Source organism: Aeribacillus sp. FSL K6-2833 (genome assembly GCF_037965815.1).
In the GTDB taxonomy this organism is placed as follows: domain Bacteria; phylum Bacillota; class Bacilli; order Bacillales; family Aeribacillaceae; genus Aeribacillus; species Aeribacillus composti.
This window is the reverse complement of the sequence record NZ_CP150189.1, coordinates 868,992-895,032: the sequence shown is the minus strand read 5'-3', so window position 1 is coordinate 895,032 and position 26,041 is coordinate 868,992. Positions and strand designations below refer to the sequence as shown.

25 protein-coding genes are annotated in these 26,041 nt (G+C 38.7%); 11 read left to right on the top strand and 14 right to left on the bottom strand.

The genetic code is table 11. The features are described 5' to 3' along the window. Nucleotides 1–117 precede the first annotated feature (117 nt). The 3 genes from NSQ94_RS04465 to NSQ94_RS04455 are packed head-to-tail and all read left to right on the top strand — an operon-like array spanning nt 118 to nt 1,544. A complete protein-coding gene (locus NSQ94_RS04465; protein WP_063387267.1) occupies nt 118–564 on the top strand; it encodes a sporulation protein in 447 nt (148 codons plus the stop codon). Then, a complete protein-coding gene (locus tag NSQ94_RS04460) occupies nt 527–802 on the top strand; it encodes a DUF1232 domain-containing protein (protein WP_066250884.1) in 276 nt (91 codons plus the stop codon). Before NSQ94_RS04465 ends, NSQ94_RS04460 begins: the two co-directional genes overlap by 38 nt. 52 nt (nt 803–854) lie before the next feature. Further along, nucleotides 855–1,544: a TerC family protein gene (locus tag NSQ94_RS04455; RefSeq protein WP_066250886.1), complete on the top strand. Its 690-nt coding sequence runs from the start codon at nt 855–857 to the stop codon at nt 1,542–1,544. Nucleotides 1,545–1,617: 73 nt separating this feature from the next. Here NSQ94_RS04455 and NSQ94_RS04450 read toward each other — a convergent pair whose 3' ends face one another. Together NSQ94_RS04450 and hmpA are read right to left on the bottom strand one after the other, a co-directional pair. Next, complete coding sequence (locus tag NSQ94_RS04450; RefSeq protein ID WP_144597072.1) at nt 1,618–3,033, bottom strand: SpoVR family protein; 1,416 nt, start codon at nt 3,031–3,033, stop codon at nt 1,618–1,620. 233 nt (nt 3,034–3,266) lie between these two features. Beyond that, nucleotides 3,267–4,487, bottom strand: a complete 1,221-nt coding sequence (gene hmpA, locus NSQ94_RS04445) for an NO-inducible flavohemoprotein (protein WP_144597070.1) — start codon at nt 4,485–4,487, stop codon at nt 3,267–3,269. 176 nt (nt 4,488–4,663) lie between these two features. On the opposite strand from hmpA, the gene NSQ94_RS04440 reads away from it, so the two are divergent. Together NSQ94_RS04440 and NSQ94_RS04435 are read left to right on the top strand one after the other, a co-directional pair. Then, nucleotides 4,664–5,101 (top strand): Rrf2 family transcriptional regulator, encoded by a 438-nt coding sequence (locus NSQ94_RS04440; protein WP_144597068.1) that lies wholly within the window; start codon nt 4,664–4,666, stop codon nt 5,099–5,101. Nucleotides 5,102–5,256: 155 nt separating this feature from the next. Further along, nucleotides 5,257–5,502 carry a YhdB family protein gene (locus NSQ94_RS04435; RefSeq protein WP_063387261.1) on the top strand — a complete coding sequence of 82 codons (246 nt, stop codon included), beginning with the start codon at nt 5,257–5,259 and terminating at the stop codon, nt 5,500–5,502. A 342-nt stretch (nt 5,503–5,844) separates the two neighbouring features. Here the strand turns inward: NSQ94_RS04435 and NSQ94_RS04430 are convergent, their stop codons facing one another. Further along, entirely contained in the window at nt 5,845–7,593 is a 1,749-nt protein-coding gene (locus tag NSQ94_RS04430; RefSeq protein ID WP_094244597.1) for a phospho-sugar mutase, read from the bottom strand. Nucleotides 7,594–7,889: 296 nt separating this feature from the next. Beyond that, nucleotides 7,890–8,312 carry a CBS domain-containing protein gene (locus NSQ94_RS04425; protein ID WP_063387258.1) on the bottom strand — a complete coding sequence of 141 codons (423 nt, stop codon included), beginning with the start codon at nt 8,310–8,312 and terminating at the stop codon, nt 7,890–7,892. Nucleotides 8,313–8,470: 158 nt separating this feature from the next. Here NSQ94_RS04425 and NSQ94_RS04420 point away from each other — a divergent pair, with 158 nt between their 5' ends. Together NSQ94_RS04420 and NSQ94_RS04415 are read left to right on the top strand one after the other, a co-directional pair. Then, nucleotides 8,471–8,890, top strand: a complete 420-nt coding sequence (locus NSQ94_RS04420) for a disulfide oxidoreductase (RefSeq protein ID WP_063387257.1) — start codon at nt 8,471–8,473, stop codon at nt 8,888–8,890. A gap of 299 nt (nt 8,891–9,189) precedes the next feature. Then, nucleotides 9,190–9,663, top strand: a complete 474-nt coding sequence (locus tag NSQ94_RS04415) for a thioredoxin family protein (protein WP_117016939.1) — start codon at nt 9,190–9,192, stop codon at nt 9,661–9,663. A gap of 441 nt (nt 9,664–10,104) precedes the next feature. Here the strand turns inward: NSQ94_RS04415 and NSQ94_RS04410 are convergent, their stop codons facing one another. Together NSQ94_RS04410 and NSQ94_RS04405 are read right to left on the bottom strand one after the other, a co-directional pair. Next, complete coding sequence (locus NSQ94_RS04410; RefSeq protein ID WP_094244595.1) at nt 10,105–10,929, bottom strand: aldo/keto reductase; 825 nt, start codon at nt 10,927–10,929, stop codon at nt 10,105–10,107. Nucleotides 10,930–11,010: 81 nt separating this feature from the next. Then, entirely contained in the window at nt 11,011–11,586 is a 576-nt protein-coding gene (locus NSQ94_RS04405; protein ID WP_063387254.1) for an NAD(P)H-dependent oxidoreductase, read from the bottom strand. Nucleotides 11,587–11,784: 198 nt separating this feature from the next. On the opposite strand from NSQ94_RS04405, the gene NSQ94_RS04400 reads away from it, so the two are divergent. Further along, a complete protein-coding gene (locus NSQ94_RS04400; RefSeq protein ID WP_117016937.1) occupies nt 11,785–12,024 on the top strand; it encodes a hypothetical protein in 240 nt (79 codons plus the stop codon). A 101-nt stretch (nt 12,025–12,125) separates the two neighbouring features. Beyond that, on the top strand, nt 12,126–12,743 hold the full coding sequence (locus tag NSQ94_RS04395) for a DedA family protein (protein WP_327848600.1): 618 nt from the start codon (nt 12,126–12,128) through the stop codon (nt 12,741–12,743). Between the two features lie 200 nt (nt 12,744–12,943). Here NSQ94_RS04395 and NSQ94_RS04390 read toward each other — a convergent pair whose 3' ends face one another. From NSQ94_RS04390 to NSQ94_RS04380, 3 genes are read right to left on the bottom strand one after another with little or no spacing between them, the layout of a single operon-like run. After that, nucleotides 12,944–14,092: a thiolase family protein gene (locus tag NSQ94_RS04390; RefSeq protein ID WP_327848601.1), complete on the bottom strand. Its 1,149-nt coding sequence runs from the start codon at nt 14,090–14,092 to the stop codon at nt 12,944–12,946. Beyond that, nucleotides 14,089–15,570, bottom strand: coding sequence for an AMP-binding protein (locus NSQ94_RS04385; protein ID WP_130156498.1), 1,482 nt, complete (start codon nt 15,568–15,570; stop codon nt 14,089–14,091). Before NSQ94_RS04385 ends, NSQ94_RS04390 begins: the two co-directional genes overlap by 4 nt. Nucleotides 15,571–15,581: 11 nt before the next feature. Next, entirely contained in the window at nt 15,582–16,142 is a 561-nt protein-coding gene (locus tag NSQ94_RS04380) for a biotin transporter BioY (RefSeq protein ID WP_094244590.1), read from the bottom strand. A 480-nt stretch (nt 16,143–16,622) separates the two neighbouring features. Here NSQ94_RS04380 and yidC point away from each other — a divergent pair, with 480 nt between their 5' ends. Continuing rightward, nucleotides 16,623–17,399 (top strand): membrane protein insertase YidC, encoded by a 777-nt coding sequence (yidC, locus tag NSQ94_RS04375; protein WP_327848602.1) that lies wholly within the window; start codon nt 16,623–16,625, stop codon nt 17,397–17,399. A gap of 305 nt (nt 17,400–17,704) precedes the next feature. Here yidC and ltrA read toward each other — a convergent pair whose 3' ends face one another. The 3 genes from ltrA to NSQ94_RS04360 form a co-directional block, all read right to left on the bottom strand. Next, nucleotides 17,705–18,964: a group II intron reverse transcriptase/maturase gene (gene ltrA, locus NSQ94_RS04370; protein WP_066251748.1), complete on the bottom strand. Its 1,260-nt coding sequence runs from the start codon at nt 18,962–18,964 to the stop codon at nt 17,705–17,707. 589 nt (nt 18,965–19,553) lie between these two features. Then, nucleotides 19,554–20,720 carry a sporulation protein YhbH gene (yhbH, locus tag NSQ94_RS04365; protein ID WP_066250918.1) on the bottom strand — a complete coding sequence of 389 codons (1,167 nt, stop codon included), beginning with the start codon at nt 20,718–20,720 and terminating at the stop codon, nt 19,554–19,556. Between the two features lie 199 nt (nt 20,721–20,919). Next, nucleotides 20,920–22,815 (bottom strand): PrkA family serine protein kinase, encoded by a 1,896-nt coding sequence (locus NSQ94_RS04360; protein ID WP_063387245.1) that lies wholly within the window; start codon nt 22,813–22,815, stop codon nt 20,920–20,922. A gap of 450 nt (nt 22,816–23,265) precedes the next feature. On the opposite strand from NSQ94_RS04360, the gene NSQ94_RS04355 reads away from it, so the two are divergent. Next, the gene (locus NSQ94_RS04355) at nt 23,266–24,378 is read left to right on the top strand and encodes a glycerol dehydrogenase (protein ID WP_339230237.1); all 1,113 of its coding nucleotides are present in this window, start codon (nt 23,266–23,268) and stop codon (nt 24,376–24,378) included. A gap of 200 nt (nt 24,379–24,578) precedes the next feature. Here NSQ94_RS04355 and trmL read toward each other — a convergent pair whose 3' ends face one another. Further along, on the bottom strand, nt 24,579–25,052 hold the full coding sequence (gene trmL, locus NSQ94_RS04350) for a tRNA (uridine(34)/cytosine(34)/5-carboxymethylaminomethyluridine(34)-2'-O)-methyltransferase TrmL (RefSeq protein ID WP_094244585.1): 474 nt from the start codon (nt 25,050–25,052) through the stop codon (nt 24,579–24,581). A 32-nt stretch (nt 25,053–25,084) separates the two neighbouring features. After that, nucleotides 25,085–26,005: an amidase domain-containing protein gene (locus NSQ94_RS04345; protein ID WP_339230235.1), complete on the bottom strand. Its 921-nt coding sequence runs from the start codon at nt 26,003–26,005 to the stop codon at nt 25,085–25,087. Nucleotides 26,006–26,041: the final 36 nt, after the last annotated feature.

Genomic DNA, 26,041 nt, shown 5'->3' with positions numbered 1-26,041 from the left:
TCGTGGAGCTATCCACCGGCTTTATTGAACAACTGGATGTTGTTAGCGAGACCTTTGCCATAAAAATGGCAAAGGTCTTTTTGTATCTTAAAACAATTTTTGGGAGGATGATTTGAGTTGCTGCTTAGAAAATATATGTCCAAAATCGGAATAGGCTCTGCAACAGTCGATCTTGTACTGGATAAAGAAACTTATTCTCCAGGAGAAAAAGTAACAGGCACGCTCTACATTAAAGGAGGCACTATAACCCAAAAGATTAAGCAGCTGCAATGTGATCTTATGAAAATAAACAATCAGGCTGATCAGCAATCAATCGCCTCCATTACGTTATTCGCTCCTGACATAATCGATCCAGCTGATTGCGCAAAAATTCCTTTTGAATTTGTTTTACCAAAGCATCTTCCCGCAACAACAGACAGTTTAACATACCGTTTTAAAACAACATTAGTGTTTGAAGAAGGAATCGATAGTCTGGATCATGACACAATACAAATTTTAAAAAATAAACCTAGTGGAGGGGAAAACGATGAGAAAAATATGGAAAAGAATTCGGTTCATTTATAACTTTCGTTCATTTTTCCCTTTTATATTTGAATTTTTCTTATCGAAGGAGGTGAATAGGAAAAAAAAGCTATTCTCGATCGCTTTCATAATTGGATATTTCCTGTTGCCGTTCGATGCAATCCCAGATTTCCTGTCCTTAATTGGAATTGTGGATGATGTCGTTATATTTACTTTTATCATGCAGCAAATGATCAAAATGGCTCCGAAGGAATTACAGGAAAAATATTGTCTTGCATAACAAAGGATAAAAACATCGAAATGAGTATAAAATATTTGAGGAGTGATAAATATTGGAACTATTCTCACCTGAGTTTTTTTCAGCATTACTTTCGATTGTTATCATTGACCTTGTTTTAGCTGGTGATAATGCCATTCTAATCGGTTTAGCAGCTAGAAATGTGCCGAAACATCAACAAACAAAGGTCATTATATGGGGGACATTTGGAGCGATTTTTATCCGTGCAATTGCGACGCTTGCGGTTGTTTGGCTTTTAAAAATCCCTGGACTGCTATTAGTCGGCGGAATTCTTCTCCTTTGGATCGCCTATAAACTTCTCATCGATAAAAAAGAGCATAACGTCGATACCGGGAATAGCTTTTGGTCCGCTATGAAAACGATCATTGTAGCAGACGCTTTAATGGGGCTTGATAATGTTTTAGCGGTTGCCGGTGCCGCGCACGGATCGTTCCTTTTAGTCATAATCGGATTGTTAATTTCCATTCCAATCGTTGTGTGGGGCAGCACGCTCATCATCAAATGGATTGAACGGTTCCCAGTTATCGTGACAATTGGGGCTGCCGTTATTGCCTTTACTGCAGCCAAAATGATCGTTGATGAAAAATTTCTAAAAGGCTTCTTTGAAGAAAACCCGCTTCTAAAATGGGGATTAACGATTATTCTTGTTGCAGGCGTTATTTTTGCCGGATATTTAAAAAAGAAAAAAGCTTCCCCTGTGGAAGCAAAAGAAGAAGCATCTTAAAAAATGATGCTGACACCGTTTTTCCTAAAGCCTAAAAACAAATTCCGTGGGGCAAGACAATCTTGCCCCATCATTACAAATATTTTCGATGGACATTCCGGCCGTCAAAATTAAATAAAACAGGTTTATCCTCAATAATCGTTTCTAAATGGACACCTCTCCCCCAAAGCTGATAAATGTATGGAAGCACCTTTTCAAGGTACTTAATATCAAGTTCAATCCCTTCATACCAATGTTTTAAATATAGTTCGCCGTTTTTCATATAATCCCCATCCATTACCGTAATGTACGGAAAACCGCCATTCACCCGCATGCTTACGAGCTGATCCCGCACTTTTTCCCAATCTTTATCAACAATTTTATAGTCTTTGCCTTGTTTTTGAAATAAGTACATGTCTTCCCGCATAACAAGATCTTTTGTTAAATAGTTGCGAAGAAATGAAATATCCGATTCAATTTCCCGCACCTCAAACAGCTTTTCCCTGCCCGAACCGGGTTGAATTCCCCGCTTTTTCATTTCCTCGGTCGGATTGTTATACCTTTCTTCGATATCCTCAAATATTTTTAAACCTAAATAATAAGGGTTAATGCTCGTTCTTGACGGCTGTACGACACCCGCATTTAATTTAGCATATTCAATTGCTTCATCAGAGGTCAAATCCAGCTCTCTCATGATCCGCTGGTGCCAATACGTCGCCCAGCCTTCATTCATTATTTTTGTTTCAAGCTGAGGCCAAAAGTATAGCATTTCCTCTCTCATCATTGTTAAAATATCACGCTGCCAGTCTTCAAGCTCCCGGCTATACTCTTCGATAAACAAAAGCACGTCTTTCTCCGGTTTGGGAGGGAATTTTTTCTTTTTCTTGATTGTCTGTTCACTTTTTTCTTTTTTTTCTCCTAAAGACCAGAGATCATCATACGGTGTTTTGTATGTCTTATGCTCTTCTTCCTCATCAACATCATCCAAGCTCCAAGAAAGTTTTGTCCGAACTAAAGACGGATCAATATGTTCTTGGATGGATAAAACCGCGTCTAAAAATTTTTCCACTTCTCTTTTTCCATATAAAAGTTCATATTTCTTGATTCTTTCCGCTGTTGCCGCCATGCTTTCGACCATATCCCGTTTCGTATTACTAAAGCGGATATTGTTTTTAAAAAAATCACAATGCGCGAGGACATGTGCAACAATTAGTTTATTTTGAATAAGAGAATTAGTGTCAAGCAAAAAGGCATAACAAGGATTTGAGTTAATCACCAGTTCATAAATTTTACTAAGACCTAAATCATAATGGAGCTTCATTTTATAAAATTGCTTTCCAAAGCTCCAATGGGAGAAACGAGTCGGCATTCCATATGCACCAAATGTATAAATAATATCAGCTGGACAAATTTCATATCTCATCGGATAAAAATCAAGACCAAACCCCTTTGCGATTTCTGTTATTTCTTCAATCGCATATTGAAGAACTTTATGATCCTCCTTGTTCATTGTTCATCCCCCTTCTTTTTCCTTACAACAATTTATGAAAACAAACGGGAGATGATGAAAAACATTTTGAACGTTGTGTCAGATTGCACTATTTCCATTTCACATCTTGAACTGCCTGTCACCAAACGAAAAGCTAAAAAGGGAGACATTCCTGTTCAAAAATACACAATCTTATAAAAAAATGGTGCCTTCTCACGGCACCAAATATTAAAAACTTTTTTGGAAAAACTACATTAAATGGTCGAACCTTCAGGCTGCGCAATTTGTAAAGCTGGGCCAAAAAATTCGTAATGAATATTTTCGGAAGCAACCCCCAGCTCCTTTAAATAATTAATGACTGCTTTCATAAATGGCACAGGGCCGCAAATAAAATAATCTGCATTTTCAGATAAGAATTGCTTAAGAATGTCTTTAGTCATATAACCTGTATGATTGGCGCTTTCTTGACGTGACGGCTCCGTATAACAAATAAAGGATGTTCCATTTGGCAACCTGTTCATTAACTCTTTTACTTCCAAACGAAAAGCATGAACATCTTCATTTTTAGCAGAGTGAACAAAACGAACCGGTCTAGAAGGATTTTCTTTTGCTATTGTATTCAGCATGCTCATAATTGGCGTTACTCCAACACCGCCGCTGATGAAAACAACCGGCGAGTTTTGCGTGACATCCAATGTAAAATCGCCAGCAGGCACGCTAATATTAAGCTCATCGCCAATTTGAACATCATCGTGCAGATAATTCGATACGATCCCTTTTGGTTGATCCGGTTCTGCCTCACGTTTAACAGAAATTCGAAAATATTCTTTGCCAGGAGCGTCTGATAAGCTGTATTGACGATTCAGCAAATATTGATGGCCGTCTATTTTTACTTTTACGGTAACATATTGTCCGGGCAGGAATGATGGCAATACAGCATTATCTTTCGGTTTTAGGTAAAACGATGTAATAACAGAGCTTTCTTTTACTTTATCGACAACAACAAACGGCTTAAAGTCTTTCCAGCCACCTTCCATATTTTCAGCGTCAGCATACATTCGTTGCTCCAATTCGATAAATACGTTTGCAATTTCGTTATAAGCTTCTTCCCACGCAGAAATAATTTCATCTGTTGCTAAATCGCCTAACACTTCTTTCATAGCTGCTAATAAATTTTCGCCGACAATTGGATAGTGTTCTTTTTTAACCCCTAAGCTTCTGTGTTTATGAGCAATTTGCTTCACAACTGGCAAAATCGTCTCCAATTGATCAATGCGCTCGGCAGCAGCATAAAGTGTGGTTGCTAGCGCTGTTTGCTGTCTTCCTTTCTGTTGGTTTGTATGATTAAAAATATTTAATAACTCCGGATGATTGGAAAGCATTCGTTTATAAAAATGACTTGTGATTTCTGTTCCTTGCTTAGCTAAAACAGGCACAGTGGACTTTATAATTTCAATAGTACGTTCGGATAACATAAATTTGCACTCCTTTGTTTTGAAAAAAGATGTATTTTATATATATCTTTAAAGTAGTTGATCTTCGTCTTAAAAGCAATATTTTAAATACATCTTTTGAAAAGATGTCACATTTTTGAACCTAAATTATCCATCAGTGTATAATGGAGCTAGTACGGACAAAGAGAGGGAGGCCAATGCGTCTTACAAACTATACTGACTATTCGCTCCGTGTGCTCATTTACATTGGCACGAAAAACCGAGAGGAATTATCCAATATTAAAGAAATTGCGGATGTGTACGGCATTTCAAAAAACCATTTAATGAAGGTCATTTACCAGCTTGGGAAAAACGGGTATATTGAAACGATTCGAGGACGAAATGGCGGTTTCCGTTTAGCACGTCCTGCATCTGAAATAAATATTGGCGATGTGGTCAGAAAAACTGAAGAAGATTTCCATCTTGTCGAATGTTTTAATGAAAAAAACAGCGAATGTGTGATCACATCCGTCTGCAGGCTGCGCCATGTTTTCCAGCAAGCCTTGCAAGCTTATTTACAAGTGCTGGATCAGTACACACTCGCTGATTTAATCATAAATCAAAACGAATTGAAGCATTTGTTTAATGTGAAGTAGAAAAAAGCCTTTAATGGTCTTTCGTTTTTTGAATGAGGCATTTATACATTTGTTTTGAAAGAAACGGCTGTTGTTATGTCCAACATTTGCAACGGTACAAAAAACAGATTTATTCATACAATAAACATAACTCCTTTTAGGGAGGGATGTTTATTATGAATAAAATGGATTACGACAAAGCATTATATTACACGCACCGTTCGCAATGGGACAATTTGATTATTTTAATGGTGCGCACAAACGACGATTTTCTTTCCAAAAAAATTGAGCATTTTTTACACGCTTATAATTTTGAACACGATTATCAAATTATTGAGCATAAACTATATGCTTTACTTCGTTATATTGACCATGCATTAGAAAACGTAACAGAGGTTGAACCGGAAATCGCGCTGAAATAGTTTCCAGAAAGGTGACTCAATAGTTTAAGCAACCTTTTTTCAGAAAAGTTATTTCTGAAAAATGGGGTTGCTTTTTCTTTCTGTTTTAGTCGTTTAAGTTATTGCTTCAATGCTGAAAGCGGCGATCGTTTTTGCCGAAAGCCCGTTTTTTCAGGAGCCTTTTTTCATGGCTATTGATCCGCTGCTATAATCGGCTATCAACTTTGCCAAAACTCGGGACTTAGCCCGCTTTTTTAAGAGCGTAAACGAAAAAGCGAGGGTGGAAAAACGTCTTGTTTTTCTCCCTCGCTCTTATTTTTAAGACTTATTGGACAGACTGAAGGGATCTCAATCGAAATGGAGTTAAGCTTTTTTAACTGTCAAAATATCATTTACTTTTTCCATTACGGCATTTATTAATTCTTCCAATGCCTTTTCACTATTATTCAGTGAATCGGCCTGAACAGCAAAATAAAATTTCACTTTCGGCTCGGTTCCCGAAGGCCGCAAACAGAACCAAGATCCGTCTTCAAGGAAATATTTCAATACATTTGATTTTGGCAAATCAATTGTTTCCTTTTTGTTCGATTGAAGCAATGTACGTTCACTTGTTAAATAATCCTCGATAATCGTAACCGTTTTACCTGCAATTTCAACAAGCGGATTTTGGCGGAAAGATTCTAAAATTCGCTTAATCTGTTCTGCGCCGTCCTTACCTTTTAAGGTTAACGATTTTAACCCTTCTCTGTAATACCCGTATCGATTGAAAATTTCCATTAATCCGTCATAAAGTGTGAGCCCTTTTTTCTTATAAAATGCACATACTTCAACAGCTAAAACGGCCGCTTGAACGGCATCTTTGTCTCTGGCAAAATCGCCAATTAAATATCCGTAGCTTTCCTCATAACCGAATTGAAATTTGTATTGTTTCGTTTGTTCAAATTCTTTAATTTTTTCCCCGATAAATTTAAACCCGGTAAGCGTATCAATTGTTTTTAGTCCATATTCTTCCGCTATTGCACGGCCTATTTCCGACGTAACAATCGTTTTTAGAACAACGCCATTTTCAGGCAGCAATCCTTTTTTCTTTTTCTCAGAAAGGATATAGTTGAGCAAAATCGCACCCGTTTGGTTTCCTGTTAACACAATGTATTCGCCTTTGTCATTTTTGACAGCAACTCCTAAACGGTCAGCATCAGGGTCAGTTCCGATTAAAATATCAGCATCAATGCGTTTCCCTTCTCTTATCGCTAGCTCAAACGCTGCATGCTCCTCAGGATTCGGCGAAGCCACTGTCGAAAAATTTGGATCTGGAAGCTCCTGCTCTTTGACGACGGTTACATTTTGATAGCCTAATGATTGAAGAGCTCGTCGAACCGGTTTATTGGCAGTACCATGCAGCGGCGTAAAAACGACCTTTACATCTACTTCTTTTGCCAAATTAGGATTCAGTGAAATCGTTTTGATCTTTTCATTATATGCTTCGTCTATTTCCGCTCCAATGATTTTAATCAAGCCTTTTTGTTTTAAAATATCTTCATTTTCAACAGCAACTTCTAATTCATTTTCAACTTCATTCACTTTTTTGATGATTTCATCAGCTATTTTTGGAGGAATCTGACCTCCATCCTCTCCGTAAACTTTAAATCCATTATATTCCGGCGGGTTATGGCTTGCCGTTATTACAACACCTGAAAATGCGTTTAAATAACGGACAGCAAAAGATAATTCAGGAGTTGGCCTTAATTCATCAAATACATAAGTTTGAATACCATGCGTTGCGATAGTTTTTGCCGCTTCCATAGCAAATTGCGGCGATTTGTGGCGGGAATCGTAAGCAATTACCACGCCGCGTCTTTTGGCTTCTTCTCCAAAAGATTCAATATATCTTGCCAATCCCTCAGAGGCCTTGCGGATTGTATAAATGTTCATCCGATTTGTGCCTGGGCCAATTTCTCCCCGCATTCCTCCTGTACCAAACTCTAAGCTTTTATAAAAGCAGTCCTCTAATTCGAGTTCATTGTCTGCTTTTTCTAGTAATTGCTGTTTTAGCTCTTGATCTATATCTTCTTTCGATATCCATCGTTGATAATTTTCTTTCCATTTCGCCATAACTTAACACCCCTCCAGTTCCCCTTCTTTTTCTCTCCTGAAATATTTTATCACAAATTTTATGGAAATGAGATGATCATCCCTATTTTTAGAACTATTCGAAACAGCTTTTACATATTTTCCGCAAATGATCGTCTTTCCATTTCTCCAGTTATTTATAAATTTATGTATTATTTGTATCATTTGAAAAAAAACAAACCGAGCGACAAAGCTCTTTGCCACTGAACGGAAAAAAGAGCGCCAAACGGACGCTCTTTTTTCAGCAAGGCACTCCCATCCCGGGATTGCAAGAGGGGTTATTGAAGATCTTTTTCAGAAATGTTTGTTAATGCTTCTCCTGCCGCTTCATCAGAAGTCTTATTTGTTGCTAAATCTCCTAATGCGACCATGCCGACAACTTGATTATTTTCCACTACAGGCAACCGGCGAATTTGATTTTGTGCCATGATTTGGGCAGCTTCTTGCAGACTCGCGTCTGGACTACAGCATACAGGGTTTGTCGACATAACTTCTGCAACGGTTGTGCTTTCGTTTTTGCCCTGAGCTGTTGAGCGAAGCGTAATATCACGGTCTGTAATAATTCCTTTTAATTGTCCATTATCTGCAACAGGGATCGCACCAACATTATGCTGTCTCATTAACTGAGCAGCTTCCTGAACAGTTTGATTTGATGAAACGGAAATGACATTAGAAGACATGATATCGCGAATTTTATCCATAGTCTCACTCCTTTCGTTGATAGTTTGAACAATATGTAAAAATTTATGAATGATAATAATTCTTAGCTGATGTTTTATTGATTTCATCGCAAAATCATTTTTAATTCAGGGGAAATGTATTATAATGCCTTTAGAAAGAAAACAGAGAGGTTAGTTGGATGGATGATAAGCGAAAAGACAATTTGCTGTTGATAGGCTGGATCGCTTCTTTAATTTCTACCTTAGGAAGCCTGTATTTTTCTGAGATCATGCATTTCGAACCATGTAAATTGTGCTGGTTTCAAAGGATATTTATGTACCCGCTCGTTGTTATACTTGGAATAGCTGTAGTAAAAAAGGATTACAAAATTGCAAGCTATTCCTTAACTTTGTCCATTATGGGAGGCATGATTTCCATTTACCATTATTCTATACAAAAAATTCCTTTTTTGGGGGAACATAGCCTCGCATGCGGAAGAGTTCCTTGTACAAGCGACTACATTAATTGGTTTGGATTCGTTACAATTCCTTTCTTGGCTTTAATTGGCTTTTCAATTATTTTCCTCACAAGCTTTTTCATTTTACGGCAGAAAGGATAACGTTTCCGTTATTTTCAGATTTTTCAAGAGGCGAATGATGCAAATTCTATAGACCAGCAAACAAAACCTTTGGATTTATAGCTTTCAATTATGTTTTTTTACCCATATTAAGACGTAATCGCAATCCGGCAAGTTCATGAGGTCTTAGAAAGATAAACATTTATTTTTTGCGGTTGCCGTCATTCCCGTCATTTATGAAAATCGGTTTACATTTTTTAGTGCAAAGGAACGAAAGGAGTGAATAACGGCGATACTTTCCCCAAAATTTTTAAAATTACGGGGTCTTCTCGCCAAATTATATGAAAAAACTGCTTATATTCGGCGGAATCATTATTGTACTGTTCGCGGCACTGGCAATTGTAACAAATTTGCAAAATAAGCAAAAGGCGGAAGGAAATCCGTACAAAAAGTCGAGCCTGCATCCTGAAACCGTCAAGCTGCTGGATGATCCAAATTATCAAAACATCATACTTCCGGATGAGCTAGAAACAAAATTAAATAATCAAGAAGATGTCATTGTCTATTTTTTCAGTTCTACCTGCCCGCACTGTAAAAACACAACACCGATCTTAATGCCTTTGGCAAAAGAATTAAATGTGGATATCTACCAATACAACCTTCTTGAGTTTGAAGAGGGCTGGGACGAGTATAACATTGATGCAACTCCAACGCTTGTCCATTATGTAAACGGAAAAGAAGCCGATCGTATCGTCGGTTCACAGGAAAAAAGCGTTTTTCGAGAAGCGCTGGAAAATTGGACAAAATCAGAATAAGGAAAACCTGTCTTTTCATGACAAATATGGAAGCTGTAAATGCCTGCTTGGCAATATGGAACAATTGTCTGTCGGAGAAAAACAAAAACTTGCACAAGAAAGTTAAAGCCGCTTTTATTTCAAAAGCGGCTTTTTGAATAATCAAATTTTGTCAATCTTAACAGGAAAAGCGGACAGAATATCCGTAGCTCCAATATTTAGAAATTTTGTTCATACTGCAATAAATCGTCTTCATACGCTTGGCTCCAGCAAAATAATGAATGATTTGCAAATCACTATCGCAAAATAATCAATTTATCCGGAAAGATTTCCAAACATATTTCTTCTTCAAGCTCACAAATGTATTTCCATTGAAGCTGAAGCATTTTTTCACCTTTCAAAAGCTGCTGAACAGCATATAGGAAAGGCTTGTAGTATTACCGATTTCTTATTTCTTACCTTTTAAAAAGTATCAGGATCAGGACCTATCCGCTCATTTTTATTGAGGGAATCGATTTTTTCCATATCTTCTTGAGATAGTTCAAAATCGAAAATAGAAGCATTTTCAATAATTCGATGCTCTTTTGTCGATTTTGGAATTGTCACGACCTCATGTTGAAGATCCCAACGGAGAATCACCTGTGCGATCGTTTTATTGTATTTTTCAGCAATCTCGGCTAAAGTTTCATTATCGAGAAGCCCGCCTCTCATAAGCGGGGACCAAGCTTCAAATTGAATGTTTTGCTCTTTGCAATATTTTCTAAGTTCCTCCTGTGTTAATCTTGGATGAAATTCCACCTGATTAACCATCGGTTTAATCTCCGCACTTTGCAATAAATCCTCTAAATGGTGAACATGGAAGTTGCAGACTCCAATCGCCCGAACTCTTCCGTCTTTATACAACCGTTCTAATGCCTTCCATGTTTCTTTATATTTTCCTGAAACTGGCCAGTGGATTAAATATAGATCCAAATAGTCTAATCCTAATCGATTTAGGCTGTCATCAAACGCTTTTAATGTAGAGTCGTAGCCTTGATCGTCATTCCAAACTTTTGTTGTGATAAATAGTTCTTCTCTCGGTATTCCCGATTCTTTTATCGCAATTCCGACTCCCTCTTCATTTTTATAATATGCCGCCGTATCTATGCTGCGGTAGCCCGCTTTAATTGCTGATTTTACAGCTTGAATTACTTCTTCCCCTTCGTTGACTTTATATACGCCTAAACCAAACCACGGCATTTTAACACCATTATGTAAAGTCACCGTATCTTGCAAGCTTTTGACCAACCAACTCCACTCCCTTTCTAGTTTTGGTGCATCATTTCTATTATGCATGATCCCTATCAAAAAGTGAATATTTCGAAAAAATTAAATCATTTCAACTATATCTTCTACTTCCTTTAGCATCGCCTTTTTCGTATTTTCATCGACATAAGGAACTGAATAAAAAAACTTATGAGTGATTGTTTCAATCCCGCAAAAATTTAAAATACCGACATCAACGATTGTCTCCATTGATGCAATTAACTGATATGGCTTTAAATAATTTTCCGGATGAGATGTTGTTTGAAAAATAATCGCTCTTTTATTTTGCAAAAGCCCTTTTGCCCCTTCATCCGTAAACGTAAAAGCGAAGCCATTCGTGAATATTTTTTCGATATATCCTTTTAAAATAGCGGGCATGCCGTTCCACCATGTCGGATAAATAAAAATTAATTGTTTCGCCCACGAAAAATGCATTTGCTCTTCTTGTATCGCTTTGGATACGGCTGGATTTTGTTTTGTAAAGTAATCCTCTTTTAAGACAGGATTAAAGTTCATTTCATATAAATCCCGAATTCTAATTTCATGCTGCTTTTGCTGAAGTTTTTGTACAGTAGTCTGCAAGATCGCGTAATTAAAACTGTTTGGATTTGGATGGGCGTAAATAATCAGTGAATTCATAAAACTACCTCCAGATGATGTTACTTTTAGTATGAAAGTTCTTGTTGAACTTCATGCACGACAGAAAATAATGAATCCCCTTTCATTTTTCATAATTTTTGAAATGGAAAATAATCATAAAATAAGGTTGAAAGTTAGTTGGAAACTGATAAAATAACAGTAATCTAAATCTTTTTTTGAAAAGGTTGGGAATACTATTTGAGTACAAAAAAAACTTGCCGTTTTATTATTCATGCAACTGGAAAAAATGGAGAAACGTATTTGGCGACTTGTCAAAACAAATGGGAAGTAAAACAATGGATTGCAGCCAATTACTCGAAAGTAAATAAAAAAGAATTGAAAATCATCGACAAACAGAAAAAACAAATAGTAGCCAAAAACATTTTAATTGTGTCCACCGTTTTAATTGCACTTTATCAGCTTTATATACTTCTTTAGGGACATCCAGTCAATTGGCTGGATTTTATTTTTGATCATTTTTTGGACAATTTCTTTAGTATAATATATAGAGAATTTGTTCTTTATTAGGAGGAACTTGAATGGAAAACTGGATTACAGAATTTATGGAGCAATATGGCTACCTCGGAATTTTTTTAATTATTGCGCTAGAAAACATTTTTCCACCGATTCCGTCCGAAATTGTCCTTCCTTTTGGCGGTTTTATGACGACTTATTCGAACCTGACAGTTCCAGGAGTTATTTTGGCGGCAACTTGCGGCTCCGTTGTCGGTGCAATCATTTTATACGGCGTCGGTCTGTTGCTGGATGTTGAGAGGTTGGAAAAAATTGTTGACCGTTGGGGATACATATTGAAAATTACAAAAGAGGATATACATAAAGCAGACAATTGGTTTGACCGTTACGGCATATGGACTGTGTTATTTTGCCGAGTTATTCCGTTATTGCGAAGCTTAATTTCCATTCCTGCTGGAATGTCCAACATGAATTTCGTTCTATTTTTGATTTTTACCACAATCGGTTCTCTCGTATGGAATATATTTCTCGTATCGGTTGGCGCGGGATTAGGAGAAGCTTGGCCTCTCATTACCGAATACATAGATATTTATTCAAAAATCATTTATGCTGTGATCGCCGTTCTTGTATTTGCTGCAATCATCATTTGGTATTTTTTTCGATTCCGACGCTCCAAATCATAACGCTTTGCCTGAAGCGCTGAAAAATAATATATGCACGTTTTTATACTTTTTGCTCGCCTCAATCAAACAAATACCGCTCGCAATGATGATTGAGGCTTAGCTATTCCATTCATCGCTGAGAAGCGATTATTTCCACTTGTCTGGCCGAATGAAAGGATATTGGAAAGCTGCTTCGAAAACGCGCTTTCCAAAGACTTGTTTTATGCGTCATACAATTCAAACAATGTAGCGAGGCCCAGACCACCTGCGATTCCTAATGTTGCGATTGCCCGTTTGCCTCTCAATCTTTTCATTTCTGTGCAAAGCCTTGCAACAAGAATAGCGCCTGAAGCACCATAAGGATGTCCGATGGCAATAGCCCCTCCTCCCACATTCAGCTTTTCCAATGGGATGTTTAATTGCTTAACAGAAGCCAATACTTGAGAGGCAAAAGCTTCATTAAATTCGATTAAATCGATATCCTCCATTTGGAAGCCGGTTCGTTTCAGCAGCTGTTGCACTGCTGGAACAGGACCAATGCCTAAAAGGTTCGGATCGACACCTGCACTTGTACAATCGACAAATTTCAGAACGGGCAGAAGCCCAAGCTCTCGGCATTTTTTTTCAGACATGATAAGGACGGCACAAGCCCCGTCATTCAATGGACAAGAATTGCCAACAGTTACTGTGCCATTTTCTTTAAATATCGGCTTCATGGCACGAAGCCTTTCCAAGCTCAACCTTTTCCTTGGACATTCATCACGATCCATGCCATTTACAGGGACAATTTCACTGCTGAATCTGTCATTCTCCATCGCTTGAACCGCTTTTTGATGGCTGCTGTATGCAAACAAGTCCTGCTCTTCCCTTGAAATTTGAAACGCTTCCGCAACATTTTCCGCCGCTTCCCCCATTTCAGGATCACCGAACGACTCCGGCGAAAACCGTGCTCTCGTATAGATCTTAGGTGGCTTCATTTCATATAAAGATAAAGGTTTTTCAATTCTCCAAGGGGCAAGGCTTGTACTTTCGACTCCTCCGGCAATATAAATGTCGCCGGCTCCTGATTGGACAAGCCGGCAAGCGAGATTCACCGCTTCCAATCCTGATCCGCATTGGCGATCAACAGTAATACCCGGAACTTGATCGGGAAGCCCCGCTAAAAGGAGTGAGAGTCTAGCGATATTTCCTCCTGGACCGACCGCATTTCCTAAAATAACTTCATCAATTTCCTGCGGATCGATTCCGCTCTCGTCTACAATCGCTTTGATGACTGCAGCAGCCAGTTGTTCAGGGCGGACGTTTTTAAACATTCCCCCCATTTTTCCAATAGGCGTTCTTTTTGCCATAACAATGACAGGGATCGTCATTTTTCTTCCCCTTTCACAATGAATTCAAGTTCTTTTCGCGCAATCTTTCCGCTGGATGTATAAGGGAACTCGTCCACTTCATAAAACGTTCGCGGGCATTTGTATAACGGGAGCTCAGATCGGCAATAGCGCTTTAATGCATTGAAGCTTCTATGCTGAGCTTTCTCTTTCCATTTAATAAATGCAACCGGCTTCTGCCCCCAATAATCGTCCTCTACTCCGATAACAACCGCTTCCTCAACCTCATCCCGTTCCTTCAAAACTTTTTCAATTTCTTCCGGATAAATATTTAAACCGCCGCTAATGAACATATTTTTCTCGCGTCCAACGATCGTTAGAAAACCGTTCTCGTCTAAGTACCCTAAATCACCAATTGATGCGCCGTCATCCTTCAATACATTTTTTGTTTCAATCGGGTTGTTGAAATACCCTGAAAATAATAAATTGCTGCGTACGACTACTTCCCCAACTTCATTAAAGGATGCTTCCGACCCATCTTTTTTTCTGATTGCTACTTCCACACCTGGAAAAGGAATGCCGACACTTTTTGGCGCTTTTTTAAAAATTTCATCATCGACATAACTGACAAAGCTTAATTCCGATGCGCCATAAAACTCAAACAACTGTCCGTTCGGAAACATTTCTTTTAACTGCTTTCTAGCTTCATAAGAAAGCTTTGCACCAGACGAAATGATTGTTACATTGTTCATTATGCATTTCTCTTCATTTTTCATCATTTGAAGCAAAGCTTGAATCATCGTTGGAACGCCATAAAATACAGTTGCCTCTCTCTTTAACAAAATATTGAATGTTTCCTTTTGAGAAAAAGCCGGGAGCAAATAAAAAGTCGCCCCGATATGTAAGGCGTGAACAGCCGCAAACAAGGACAACGAATGACATAAAGGGCCGGGAGCAAGGATGACATCATTTTTTCCATATCCAAAAATTTGTTCTCCTACATTAAAGCTTTCCAGCCAGGATTTATGATTTCTCATATATCCTTTCGGTTTTCCAGTTGAACCTGAAGTAAAGCCGAGATAAAACAATTCTTCATCAAACTCTTCCCACTTCTCGTGATGATCCGTTTGGACATCTTTTTTTATTTCATCAATTAACATGACGTTCTCATGCTTTATTCCGGTCCTCTCCAAAAAATTGCGGCTTCCAATGCATATATCCAGCTGGCAGCTTTCCAATACATGCCGGATATCGCGCTTTTTCCATTTTGGATCAAAAGGAACAGCAATCCCGCCAAGTGTAATAACGGCAAAAAACACTTCTAAAAATTCTGAAGTGTTTCCCATTAATATGCCAACTTTTATATTTTTTTTGTTTGTCAATCGAATGAAAGCTGTTTGTATTTTTTTTATATTTTCGTACAGTTCATAATATGTAACCGTCCGTCCATTTATTTGTTGAATTGCCGGTTTTTGAGGATGTTCGTATGCAAATTGTCTAATGTTTCTCCCGATCCCCATCAGCTCACCCCTTAAGCAGCCTGTTTATTACGAGCTTTAATCAATGGATACGATTTTTGAATTCTTACTGCCAAAAATGCTGAAATCACCGCTTTTGTTAAATCTCCTGGAATATAAGCCAACGCCGATATGCTCGCACTTATCCAATTCATATTGGCAATCCAAGACAAATAAGAAATGCCGCATAAATAAACAAATAAAATGCCTCCAATTATATTAAATACTAACACTTTCCAAAATGCTAATTTTTCAAAATTCTTTTCAACTAAAAAACCGATTATAAAGGATGCAAAAGGCCAAGATAAAATATATCCACCGCTCGGACCAAATAATACTGCCAGCCCGCCTCTTCCGCCAGCAAGAATCGGTGCTCCGGCTCCTACAAGTAATACAAACAACAATAAACTGATAAATCCTCGTTTGGATCCTAATATTGCTCCTGCCAGCATCACACCCAATGTTTGAGCGGTGATTGGCACTGGCGTGAACGGAAGCGCAATCGGCGGTATGAGGCCGAGCACAGCAACAACAGCCGCGAACATTGATACTAATACCATATCATATAACTTCATATTAATAACTCCTTTCGAAAAAATTTTATAATCACATAATAGTTGAAATAACGATTTTTGTAAACCTAAAATTTATTTAAGTTTACATTAAAATGTTTTTTCATAAAGAAATGACAATTAGGCTTGTTCACGATACAATATCTTTATAATTGCTATTGAGGTGACTCTTGTGCCCGAACTAGAGCTGACTTTTGATACATTAATCATCGCCCTTTCACTGCAGATCTGCATACAGATCGGGCTAAACTTTTTTCATCGTTATGTCCGTACTGGTTATCAAATTTCTGCCAAAGCGAAATTTGAACAGTTCAAAAACAGCTTTTTTGACAGCATTTCAAGAGAGATCCCGTATTTCACTTTCCTTTTTCTTTCATTTCTTATAAAGAAAAGAAAGCGGAAAGAGGGGCCGGACGATAAGGAGGATCATCTTTTTCCTTCCCTGTTGGAGACACATTTTGTTTATTTATAAGGAGGAAAAAGATGCGAAATATTTTGTATATCGTAGTCATGATCACTTTTGTTGCACTAACTGGATGCAGCGCTGGCAGCTCAAATCAATCAGGCTTTTTCCATCAAACATTCGTTGAACCTTTTTCAATTATTATTAAAACTTTTGCGGACTGGTTTCACGGCAGCTATGGAATCGCGATTATTTTAATTACGGTCTTGATTCGGTTGATTCTTATGCCGTTAATGCTTCGCCAATATAAAGACCAGCAAAATATGAAATTGAAAATGGAGAAAGTCATGCCGGAGATGAAGGAGCTGCAAGAAAGGTTTAAAAAGGCGAAGGATCAAGCAGAACAACAAAAAATTCAAAAGGAAATGATGGATTTCTATCGAAAGCACGACATCAATCCATTGAAAATGGGCTGCCTTCCCATTATTATTCAAATGCCGATCATCATGGGGCTGTATTATGCCATTCGCGGTTCGAAAGAAATTGCAACACATTCATTTTTATGGTTTAACCTCGGAACACCTGACCTTATTTTGACGCTTTGTGCTGCAGCTATTTATTATGTGCAATTTAAAGTTTCCATTAGAACGGTACCTGAAGATCAATTGCAAGGACCGATGAAAATGATGGGAATGCTGTCGCCGCTAATGATAGGAACAGCTTCTTTTGCTTCACCCGCTGCCTTGCCTCTTTACTGGACAGTGAGCGGATCATTCCTTATTCTGCAAACATTACTTGCGCAAAAGCTCTACTATAAACCAATAGAAAAAGAAAAAGGCCAGAACTCTGAACAGTAGAATCAGTAGCCGTACAAAAATACCTTTTGCGAACAATATGAATAAACTAGCGAATTGATCTTTCCTCTTGCGTTAGACAGTAAAATAACCTGTCTAGCGCAGGAGGAAATTTTTTTGGTTGAAAGGGACTGTGAAAATCTTCGTGCTTATCTTCTCTCCAACATTCAAATGAATCTGCTGAAATTTTTCCTTCAAAAAATCTTTTTGAACAGCTGTACTAGAAACTGCAAAATCGAGTAGGAGGGGGTGACTAACCCCCGACCTCTCACACCACCGTACGTACCGTTCGGTATACGGCGGTTCAATTAAGTATGACGTAGTGCTTGATATCTTTCGAATAGACTTCTTAACCCTCGACGCTTCCAATAGGAGTTGTCGAGGGTTTTGTGTAGAATGGGACTGCAGGCAATCCGCCAATATTTCTTGCGTGTATTACCCCATTCGAATGCTTTATGGCTTGGAACTCCTAATCCTCTGAGTTTCCGAATTCTTGTTTTCGGGGTTTTCCATTCTTTCCACAAACACATCCGAAGCCTTCGTCTAATCCATTCATCCAATTCTTTGAACTTACTTGGTGTTTCTGCCAAGGCAAAATATCCGCACCATCCCATTAAATACTTGTTCAGTTTCTCAATCCTTTTCTCCATTGGATACGGTTTCGATCTTGATGTAATTTCACGGATCTTGTTCTTCAAACGTTTCACACTTTCGTTCGCAATCCGTACCTTTGGAGTCTTATTGAGTGTGAAGCTGAAACCGAGAAACTTCCGTTTCCAAGGACGGTCTACCGCCGATTTCTCTTTATTTACCTTGAGCTTTAACTCCTTCTCTATAAAGTTCGTAATGGAGTTCATGACACGAATTCCTGCTTTCTTTGTTTTCACATAGATGTTACAGTCATCCGCATACCGAACAAACTTATGTCCACGTTTCTCAAGCTCCTTATCCAATTCATGAAGCATGATGTTTGATAAAAGTGGACTAAGCGGGCCGCCTTGAGGCGTTCCCATGTCCGTTTCCATTACCACTCCATTGATCATCACGCCTGATTGAAGATACCGGCGAATTACCTTCAGTAGAATTTGATCTTTGATCGTTTTCGCCAAGATCCCCATCAGTTTGTCGTGATTCACCTTGTCAAAGAATTTCTCTAGGTCTATATCGACTACCCAACGATATCCTTCTTTGATATAACCCTTTGCTTCCCTAACCGCATCATGTCCCCTTCTGCCTGGGCGGAAACCATAGCTATGGTTCGAGAAGGTCGGATCAAAGATTTTCGTCAAAACTTGGGCAATCGCTTGTTGGATGAAACGATCCGTCACGGTAGGGATCCCTAGAAGCCTTACTCCACCGTTCGGTTTCGGGATTTCGACCCGACGGACGGGTAAGGGCTTGTAGGTTCCTTCTCTCAACGACTGTCGAATGGAGTCCCAATTTTCGTAGAGGTGTCTTCGTAGGTCTTTTACGGACATGCCATCTACTCCGTGACTTCCTTTATTCTGTTCGACTCGTTTCAGTGCCGCCAGGAGATTTTCCCGTGACAAAATCATTTCCATCAACATTGATATCCTCTCCACGTGAACGAATTCTTCTATTTGTGCCATCTTCTGCTCCACCCTCTTGAAGTCCCCCGTGGGATTCACCACTTCCTCCTTCAAGTAAGTCCTATCGGATTGTCTGCTTCCACACAGAAGATGAACGCCTAGCGATTCGTTCTCCTTAATTGTTCAGTCCTTCCTCTTCCATCTCGAGCTTGAAAGAGTACTATGACTTCTGCTGACTTCTGACTGTTCAGCTATCTATCACTAGATAGGTTACCAAGGTTACTTGGCGTGCCAGCCAGACCTCCCCGGGTAAGAGTGTAATCTTTCCTTCCATCCATCTGCTTCATTTACTCTGTATCACCTTCGGCAGAAAGGGCTTTGTTTTGTTGTGCAAACTCACCCAGTGATACCTAGCCTCATATGAAGTTCGTGTTCCTCAAACCGGAAGTTTGCCGCTCGCTTCCTTCAGATTCCGCGTCGCCACGGACACCCTTGCGTTAAGCTAACTGCTACTTCTGCCTTCGCAGCTCGGGACTTTCACCCTATAGATTACACCCATGCCGGGCGCACACAAAAGAAGGAACCTATGTCAGGTCCCTTTTCACATTTAGCTGGTTTTACTTTCTTGTTTTTTAAAAAAAGTTTTCATCGCATGAAACACATCTGCTTTTTGCTTTAACACAAAATAGCGGAATTTTGGATTGTTGATGTTTTTATAAGCTGACATTAAGGTGGAGTATCTGTTGTACTGGTTGACCTCGCCGTAACAAAAGATGTTGCAAATTTTCATTAGTTCTTCGACAAGCTTCACGCATCGGCTGTTATCTGAAGTTAAATTATCTCCATCGGAAAAATGGAACGGATAAATATTGTACCGGGAAGGCGGGTATTTTTCTTCAATAAGTGCTAATGCTTTTCGATAGGCAGAAGAACAAATGGTGCCTCCGCTTTCACCTTTTGAAAAAAATTCATCCTCAGAGACAACTTTTGCCTCCGTATGATGGGCAATAAATTCAATATCTACCGTTTCGTATTTCGATCTTAAAAATCTAATCATCCAAAAGAAGAAACTTCTCGCCATGTATTTTTCCCATATTCCCATAGAACCGCTCGTATCCATCATTGCAAGCACAACAGCTTTTGACTCTGGTTTTTCCACTTCGTTCCAAGTTTTAAATTTCAAATCTTCCGGATATATCGGATAAAAACTTCGTTTTCCTGCCATCGCATTTCGTTTAAATGCCGAAAGCATTGTCCGTTTTTTATCAATGTTTCCCATAAGGCCTGTACGGCGAACATCGTTAAATTCTATTTTTTCAGCAATATTCTCATCCATTTCTTTTTGCTGTAAATCTGGAAGTTCAAGTTCCTGAAAGAACGCTTTTTCCAAGTCCATAATCGACACTTCAGCTTCATAATAGTCCTCTCCAGGCAAATCTCCAGCGCCTTCGCCTTTCCCAGCTGCTTGTGCATCATTTGTGCCATCCCTCGCAACGACATCGCCAATTTTACTGTCTCCCTTTCCTTGGCCGACATGTTTGTTTTTGTCATAGTTATATCGAATTTTATATTCATCAAGCGACCGTATCGGAATTTTTACTACATTTTTTCCGTTTGACATGATGATGCTTTCTTCTGAAATAAGATCAGGGAGATTATTGCGAATCGCTTCTTGCACTTTTTCTTGATGGCGAACTTGGTCATCATGGCCTTTACGATGGAGGGACCAATCCTCTCTAGAAACAACAAAGTGATGGTTCCCTTTGGATGTCATTTTTTTCCCTCCCTTAAAAAACTTGGCAATTCTTTTATTATATTCAAACGAATGAGTTCGTTTGGACAAATAAAAGATTATTCTATCATATGCTCGAATCTTCCAAAATTGACATGCTGTTGCACACCTTTTTTGATTAGAAATTTTGAAAAAAATAGCGCCCATTCGGGCGAATCATGAACGAAACCAGCTTCAATTGTCAACGATTTAGTAAACTGCCTACATAGCGAAGAAGTTCATTGGCAGATGTTGAATTGTATCCATATTCATCAATGAGTCTCGCTACAACCTCGTTAATTTTCTTTAATTGCTGTTCGTCAGGCGTTTTAGTTGACGTTGTAATTTTCACAACGTCCTTCAAATCTGCAAACAATTTTTTTTGAATAGCTTCGCGCAACCGCTCATGGGAATTGTAGTCAAAACGTTTCCCTTTTCTTGCATATGCTGAAATGCGAATCAAAATTTCTTCTCGGAAAGCCTTTTTTGCATTTTCTGAGATGCCGATTTGCTCCTCAATCGAACGCATCAATTTTTCATCCGGATTCATTTCCTCGCCTGTCAGCGGATCGCGGATTTTGCTTTTATTGCAATACGCTTCAACATTATCTAAATAGTTGTCCATTAAAGTTTTTGCTGATTCTTCATATGAATAGACAAACGCCTTTTGAACCTCTTTTTTCGCAATTTCATCGTATTCTTTCCGCGCGATGGAAATGAAATTCAAATAACGCTCACGGTCTTCTTCTGAAATCGAAGGATGCTGATATAAACCTTCTTTTAACGAACGAAGTACATCTAACGCATTGATAGAAGGCACTTCTTTCCGAATAATGGTAGAAGAAATCCGATTGATGACGTAACGAGGATCGATGCCGCTCATTCCTTCTTCCGGATATTCTTTTTTTAGCTCTTCCACATCTACAGCATTAAACCCTTCAACCAATTCTCCGTCGTAAAGCCGCATCTTTTTCACAAGATCGATATCCGATCTCTTCGGCTCCTTTAAACGGGTTAAAATAGTAAACATTGCCGCTACTCTCAATGTATGAGGAGCGATATGAACATCGGATACATCGCTTTCTTTAATCATTTTTTCGTAAATTCTTTCTTCATCGGAGACCTTTAAATTATACGGGATCGGCATGACGATAATTCGCGAATGGAGAGCCTCATTTTTTTTGTTTGAAATAAATGAACGATATTCTGTTTCATTCGTGTGAGCGACTATGAGCTCATCAGCTGAAATGAGCGCAAATCGGCCCGCTTTAAAATTTCCTTCCTGAGTTAGAGATAGCAGATGCCATAAAAATTTTTCATCACATTTCAACATCTCTTGAAATTCCATCATTCCTCTGTTTGCCTTGTTAAGCTCTCCATCAAATCGATAAGCCCTCGGATCGGATTCTGAGCCGTATTCAGCAATTGTAGAAAAATCTATACTTCCCGTTAAATCGGCAATATCCTGCGATTTTGGATCAGACGGACTGAATGTGCCGATTCCTACCCGTTTGTCTTCTGAGAAAAAAATTCGTTCAACTAAAACATCCTCAATTCTTCCGCCGTATTCTTCTTCAAGGCGCATCATATTAAGCGGAGATAAATTGCCTTCAATTCGAATGCCGTATTCTTTATAAAAGTCGTCGCGAAGATGGTGCGGAATTAAGTGCAAAGGATCTTCATGCATCGGGCAGCCTTTAATTGCATAAACTGCACCTCTATCGGTTTTCGAATATTCTTCTAATCCCCTTTTTAACAAAGTGACAAGTGTAGATTTTCCGCCGCTGACAGGACCCATTAACAACAGAATTCTTTTTCTTACATCCAGCCGCTTAGCAGCGGGATGAAAATATTCTTCCACAAGACGTTCCAATGCTTCGTCCAGTCCAAAAATTTCCTGGTTGAAAAATTTATATCGTTTTCGGCCATTAATCTCCTCAATCCCTGCATCTTTTATCATATTATAAACGCGAGAATGGGCGGATTGGGCTATCCATGGTTTTTCTTTTAATATTTCCAAATATTCAGCGAAGGTGCCTTCCCATTTTAAGCGCTCTTCCATTTCTCTATGCTTTTCGATTTTTTTCAAAATATCCATCAGGGACCTCCTCCATCGTTGGTTTGAGCACCAGATTAATACAATTTATGCGAGGATGTCCTTAAAGATGCTTTTTGATTGGCTTAATATTTGAAAATGAGTTAAAAAATTTTGACAAAATGACAAACCTTAGGGAAATTCTTTCACTCGTTGGGAATGTTAATGTATAATAAAACTAGTAATTTTTGATTACGTTGTACATATGAAGGAGGGATCTTTTTCATGAAAACTGCTTTAGTTTTAGGTGTCTGCATCACATTTTTAATTGCTATTTTCACTGCAGGATACAACGATAAACCTGGTGTCAACAAAAAATAATTTTGTGCATATTGATGATTTGTTCACAAGTAGTCCTCCCGATAATTTTGTGAAGCGATAAAGCAGGTAGGGAATTGCGGCTTGTTTTAGTTCCATGAAAATAACTCCAAAAACATAAAAGGGGTGCTAATTATGGCGGCAGAAAGAGTATTTATCAGCCCTGCAAAATATGTTCAAGGTAAAAATGTCATTACAAAAATCGCGAATTATCTTGAAGGAATTGGAAACAAGACAGTCGTGATAGCTGATGAAATAGTTTGGAAAATTGCTGGGCATACAATTGTAAACGAATTAAAAAAAGGAAATATTGCAGCCGAAGAAGTAGTTTTTAGCGGAGAAGCTTCGAGAAACGAGGTAGAAAGAATCGCGAATATTGCAAGAAAAGCAGAAGCTACTATTGTAATCGGCGTTGGTGGAGGAAAAACGTTAGATACCGCAAAAGCGGTAGCGGATGAATTAGATGCTTATATAGTGATTGTGCCGACAGCTGCTTCAACTGATGCTCCAACTAGTGCTCTTTCTGTTATATATTCTGATGACGGCGTATTTGAAAGCTACCGTTTTTATAAAAAGAATCCAGATCTTGTACTTGTCGATACGAAAATTATCGCTAATGCTCCGCCACGTTTACTTGCCTCTGGAATCGCTGATGCACTTGCAACTTGGGTGGAAGCACGCAGTGTTATAAAATCCGGAGGAAAAACGATGGCGGGCGGCATCCCTACAATTGCAGCTGAAGCAATTGCAGAAAAATGTGAACAAACTTTATTCAAGTACGGGAAGCTTGCCTATGAATCAGTAAAAGCAAAAGTCGTCACCCCTGCGTTAGAAGCGGTCGTCGAAGCAAACACGCTCCTTAGCGGACTAGGTTTTGAAAGCGGCGGTTTGGCAGCGGCTCATGCTATTCATAACGGATTTACCGCGTTAGAAGGCGAAATACATCATTTGACACACGGAGAGAAAGTGGCATTTGGTACTCTTGTCCAGCTCGCTCTCGAAGAACATTCACAACAAGAAATTGAACGCTATATCGAGCTTTATTTGGGCCTTGATTTGCCAGTCACGTTGGAGGACATTAAATTAAAAGATGCTTCACGCGAAGATATACTAAAAGTCGCTAAAGCAGCAACCGCAGAAGGGGAAACAATCCATAATGCATTCAATGTGACAGCTGATGATGTAGCAGATGCGATTTTTGCTGCTGATCAATATGCGAAAGCATATAAAGAAAAACACCGCAAATAACGTTTTGAATTGGCATTTCTTCATGGGATACCTTGTTGACTGCAAAAAAGGCCAGGCGCTTTGACAGCTCTGGCCTTTGTATTTGCTTTTTTAACCTTATGGTAGTCCGCTCCTTCTCATACTTCCTTTATATTTGAACAGAATAACCGCCAAAAATAATGTATATTTACAATCCGAAAGAAGCCCAAAACTAAAAGTGTTTAAGATAATCCATGAAAGCTTTGCTGTCTTAGCGCCTCATACACTAAAATAGCGGCAGTGTTCGACAAATTTAATGCCCGAACGTTTTCCGTCATTGGAATGCGCAAACACCGATCTTCATTTTCTGCAAGCAATTCTTTTGGAAGTCCTGTTGTTTCACGTCCAAAAATGAAGAAAATCTCTTTGGAAGGATCACTAAAATCATAGCTCGTATAATATCGTTTTCCAAATTTAGTTATATAGTAGAAATCCCCGTTCTGGTTTTGCTGAAAAAAATGGTCAAGAGAATCATAATAATGAATGTTTACAAATTCCCAATAATCAAGCCCTGCGCGTCGAAGCATTTTATCATCCGTTGAAAAACCTAAAGGACGAATTAAATGAAGGGCTGTATTAGTCGCCGCACAAGTTCTAGCAATATTTCCAGTATTTGCAGGGATTTCTGGTTGATATAAAACAACGTGTAATGCCACAATGATTCACCTCGAAAACTATTATAACATTTTTAAGAATCCTCATTATCATCAATGATATGAAAAAATTTATATTGAATGTTTTCTGTATAGGCAGTTGAGTCTTCGTACGACCAATATCTCATTCGGCTGTTGGATGTTTGGGCATTGACAAGCGGCATATTGCTTTTATCTTTTGCAACAACAAATGTTGAATGGTCAAATCTGCCGTCGCCTTGAAAATCATAACAAATCACATCCCCGGGCTTAAGCAGCTCAGGAGACGAAACTTCTTTCGCTCTAAGTCCTGTTTTCGATGTGGACAAATACAGCATCAGCGCATGAGCTACAGACCAGCTGTAGCTCCAATTATTATTCGCAAGCCACCATCCTGATGACCGGTTCGGGTAGCCTCTCATCGGCGCATCACCGGCACGTAAACATTGGGAAACATAATTTGTACAATTTACGTCAAAATAAGGATAATTCGGATTTCTGCTGTTCCACCACCGTTCCGCATATTGGACGCTTTTCAACCGATCATATTGAAAAGAAACCCGTTCATCTTTTTCTTGCCATTTTTCGTTTGTCCAATCATCCTCTTCATCTTTATGAAAACAGTCTTTTAGTTTAACTTCATCAGATATTAAATGACCTTTATTGGAAAACTTCGCTACCCGCTCTTCCCCAATTTCTTCTATATATAAAAAATCACCTTGCTTATAAAGAAGCCTGTAATCACATAAATAATCTAAAACGGTTGCCTCATCTTCGATCTGTTTCGGCCATTTTATGAGACAAGTCGCTTTCACTATTTCCGCTTTTCGTTTTGCTGCCAGCTCTTTTTTCTTTTCACACCATTCAAGCTCTGAAGATTGCTGCCGATTGTGATTGACAGATTTGTTCACTAAAAATTGCAGCTTTTCATTTATTTTTCGATAAACAGCCTGTACGTCCACATTTGTCACCACCATTTTCGTTTCTTCTATATACGTATGATGGTGACAATT

Coding starts and splice junctions, on each gene's coding strand:
- NSQ94_RS04460 (WP_066250884.1), top strand. CDS start 527: ATGAGAAAAATATGGAAAAGAATTCGGTTCATTTATAACTTTCGTTCA.
- NSQ94_RS04450 (WP_144597072.1), bottom strand. CDS start 3,033: ATGAACAAGGAGGATCATAAAGTTCTTCAATATGCGATTGAAGAAATA.
- hmpA (WP_144597070.1), bottom strand. CDS start 4,487: ATGTTATCCGAACGTACTATTGAAATTATAAAGTCCACTGTGCCTGTT.
- NSQ94_RS04440 (WP_144597068.1), top strand. CDS start 4,664: ATGCGTCTTACAAACTATACTGACTATTCGCTCCGTGTGCTCATTTAC.
- NSQ94_RS04435 (WP_063387261.1), top strand. CDS start 5,257: ATGAATAAAATGGATTACGACAAAGCATTATATTACACGCACCGTTCG.
- NSQ94_RS04430 (WP_094244597.1), bottom strand. CDS start 7,593: ATGGCGAAATGGAAAGAAAATTATCAACGATGGATATCGAAAGAAGAT.
- NSQ94_RS04425 (WP_063387258.1), bottom strand. CDS start 8,312: ATGGATAAAATTCGCGATATCATGTCTTCTAATGTCATTTCCGTTTCA.
- NSQ94_RS04420 (WP_063387257.1), top strand. CDS start 8,471: ATGGATGATAAGCGAAAAGACAATTTGCTGTTGATAGGCTGGATCGCT.
- NSQ94_RS04415 (WP_117016939.1), top strand. CDS start 9,190: ATGAAAAAACTGCTTATATTCGGCGGAATCATTATTGTACTGTTCGCG.
- NSQ94_RS04405 (WP_063387254.1), bottom strand. CDS start 11,586: ATGAATTCACTGATTATTTACGCCCATCCAAATCCAAACAGTTTTAAT.
- NSQ94_RS04395 (WP_327848600.1), top strand. CDS start 12,126: ATGGAAAACTGGATTACAGAATTTATGGAGCAATATGGCTACCTCGGA.
- NSQ94_RS04390 (WP_327848601.1), bottom strand. CDS start 14,092: ATGACGATCCCTGTCATTGTTATGGCAAAAAGAACGCCTATTGGAAAA.
- NSQ94_RS04385 (WP_130156498.1), bottom strand. CDS start 15,570: ATGGGGATCGGGAGAAACATTAGACAATTTGCATACGAACATCCTCAA.
- NSQ94_RS04380 (WP_094244590.1), bottom strand. CDS start 16,142: ATGAAGTTATATGATATGGTATTAGTATCAATGTTCGCGGCTGTTGTT.
- yidC (WP_327848602.1), top strand. CDS start 16,623: ATGCGAAATATTTTGTATATCGTAGTCATGATCACTTTTGTTGCACTA.
- ltrA (WP_066251748.1), bottom strand. CDS start 18,964: ATGTTGATGGAAATGATTTTGTCACGGGAAAATCTCCTGGCGGCACTG.
- yhbH (WP_066250918.1), bottom strand. CDS start 20,720: ATGACATCCAAAGGGAACCATCACTTTGTTGTTTCTAGAGAGGATTGG.
- NSQ94_RS04360 (WP_063387245.1), bottom strand. CDS start 22,815: ATGGATATTTTGAAAAAAATCGAAAAGCATAGAGAAATGGAAGAGCGC.
- NSQ94_RS04355 (WP_339230237.1), top strand. CDS start 23,266: ATGGCGGCAGAAAGAGTATTTATCAGCCCTGCAAAATATGTTCAAGGT.
- NSQ94_RS04345 (WP_339230235.1), bottom strand. CDS start 26,005: ATGGTGGTGACAAATGTGGACGTACAGGCTGTTTATCGAAAAATAAAT.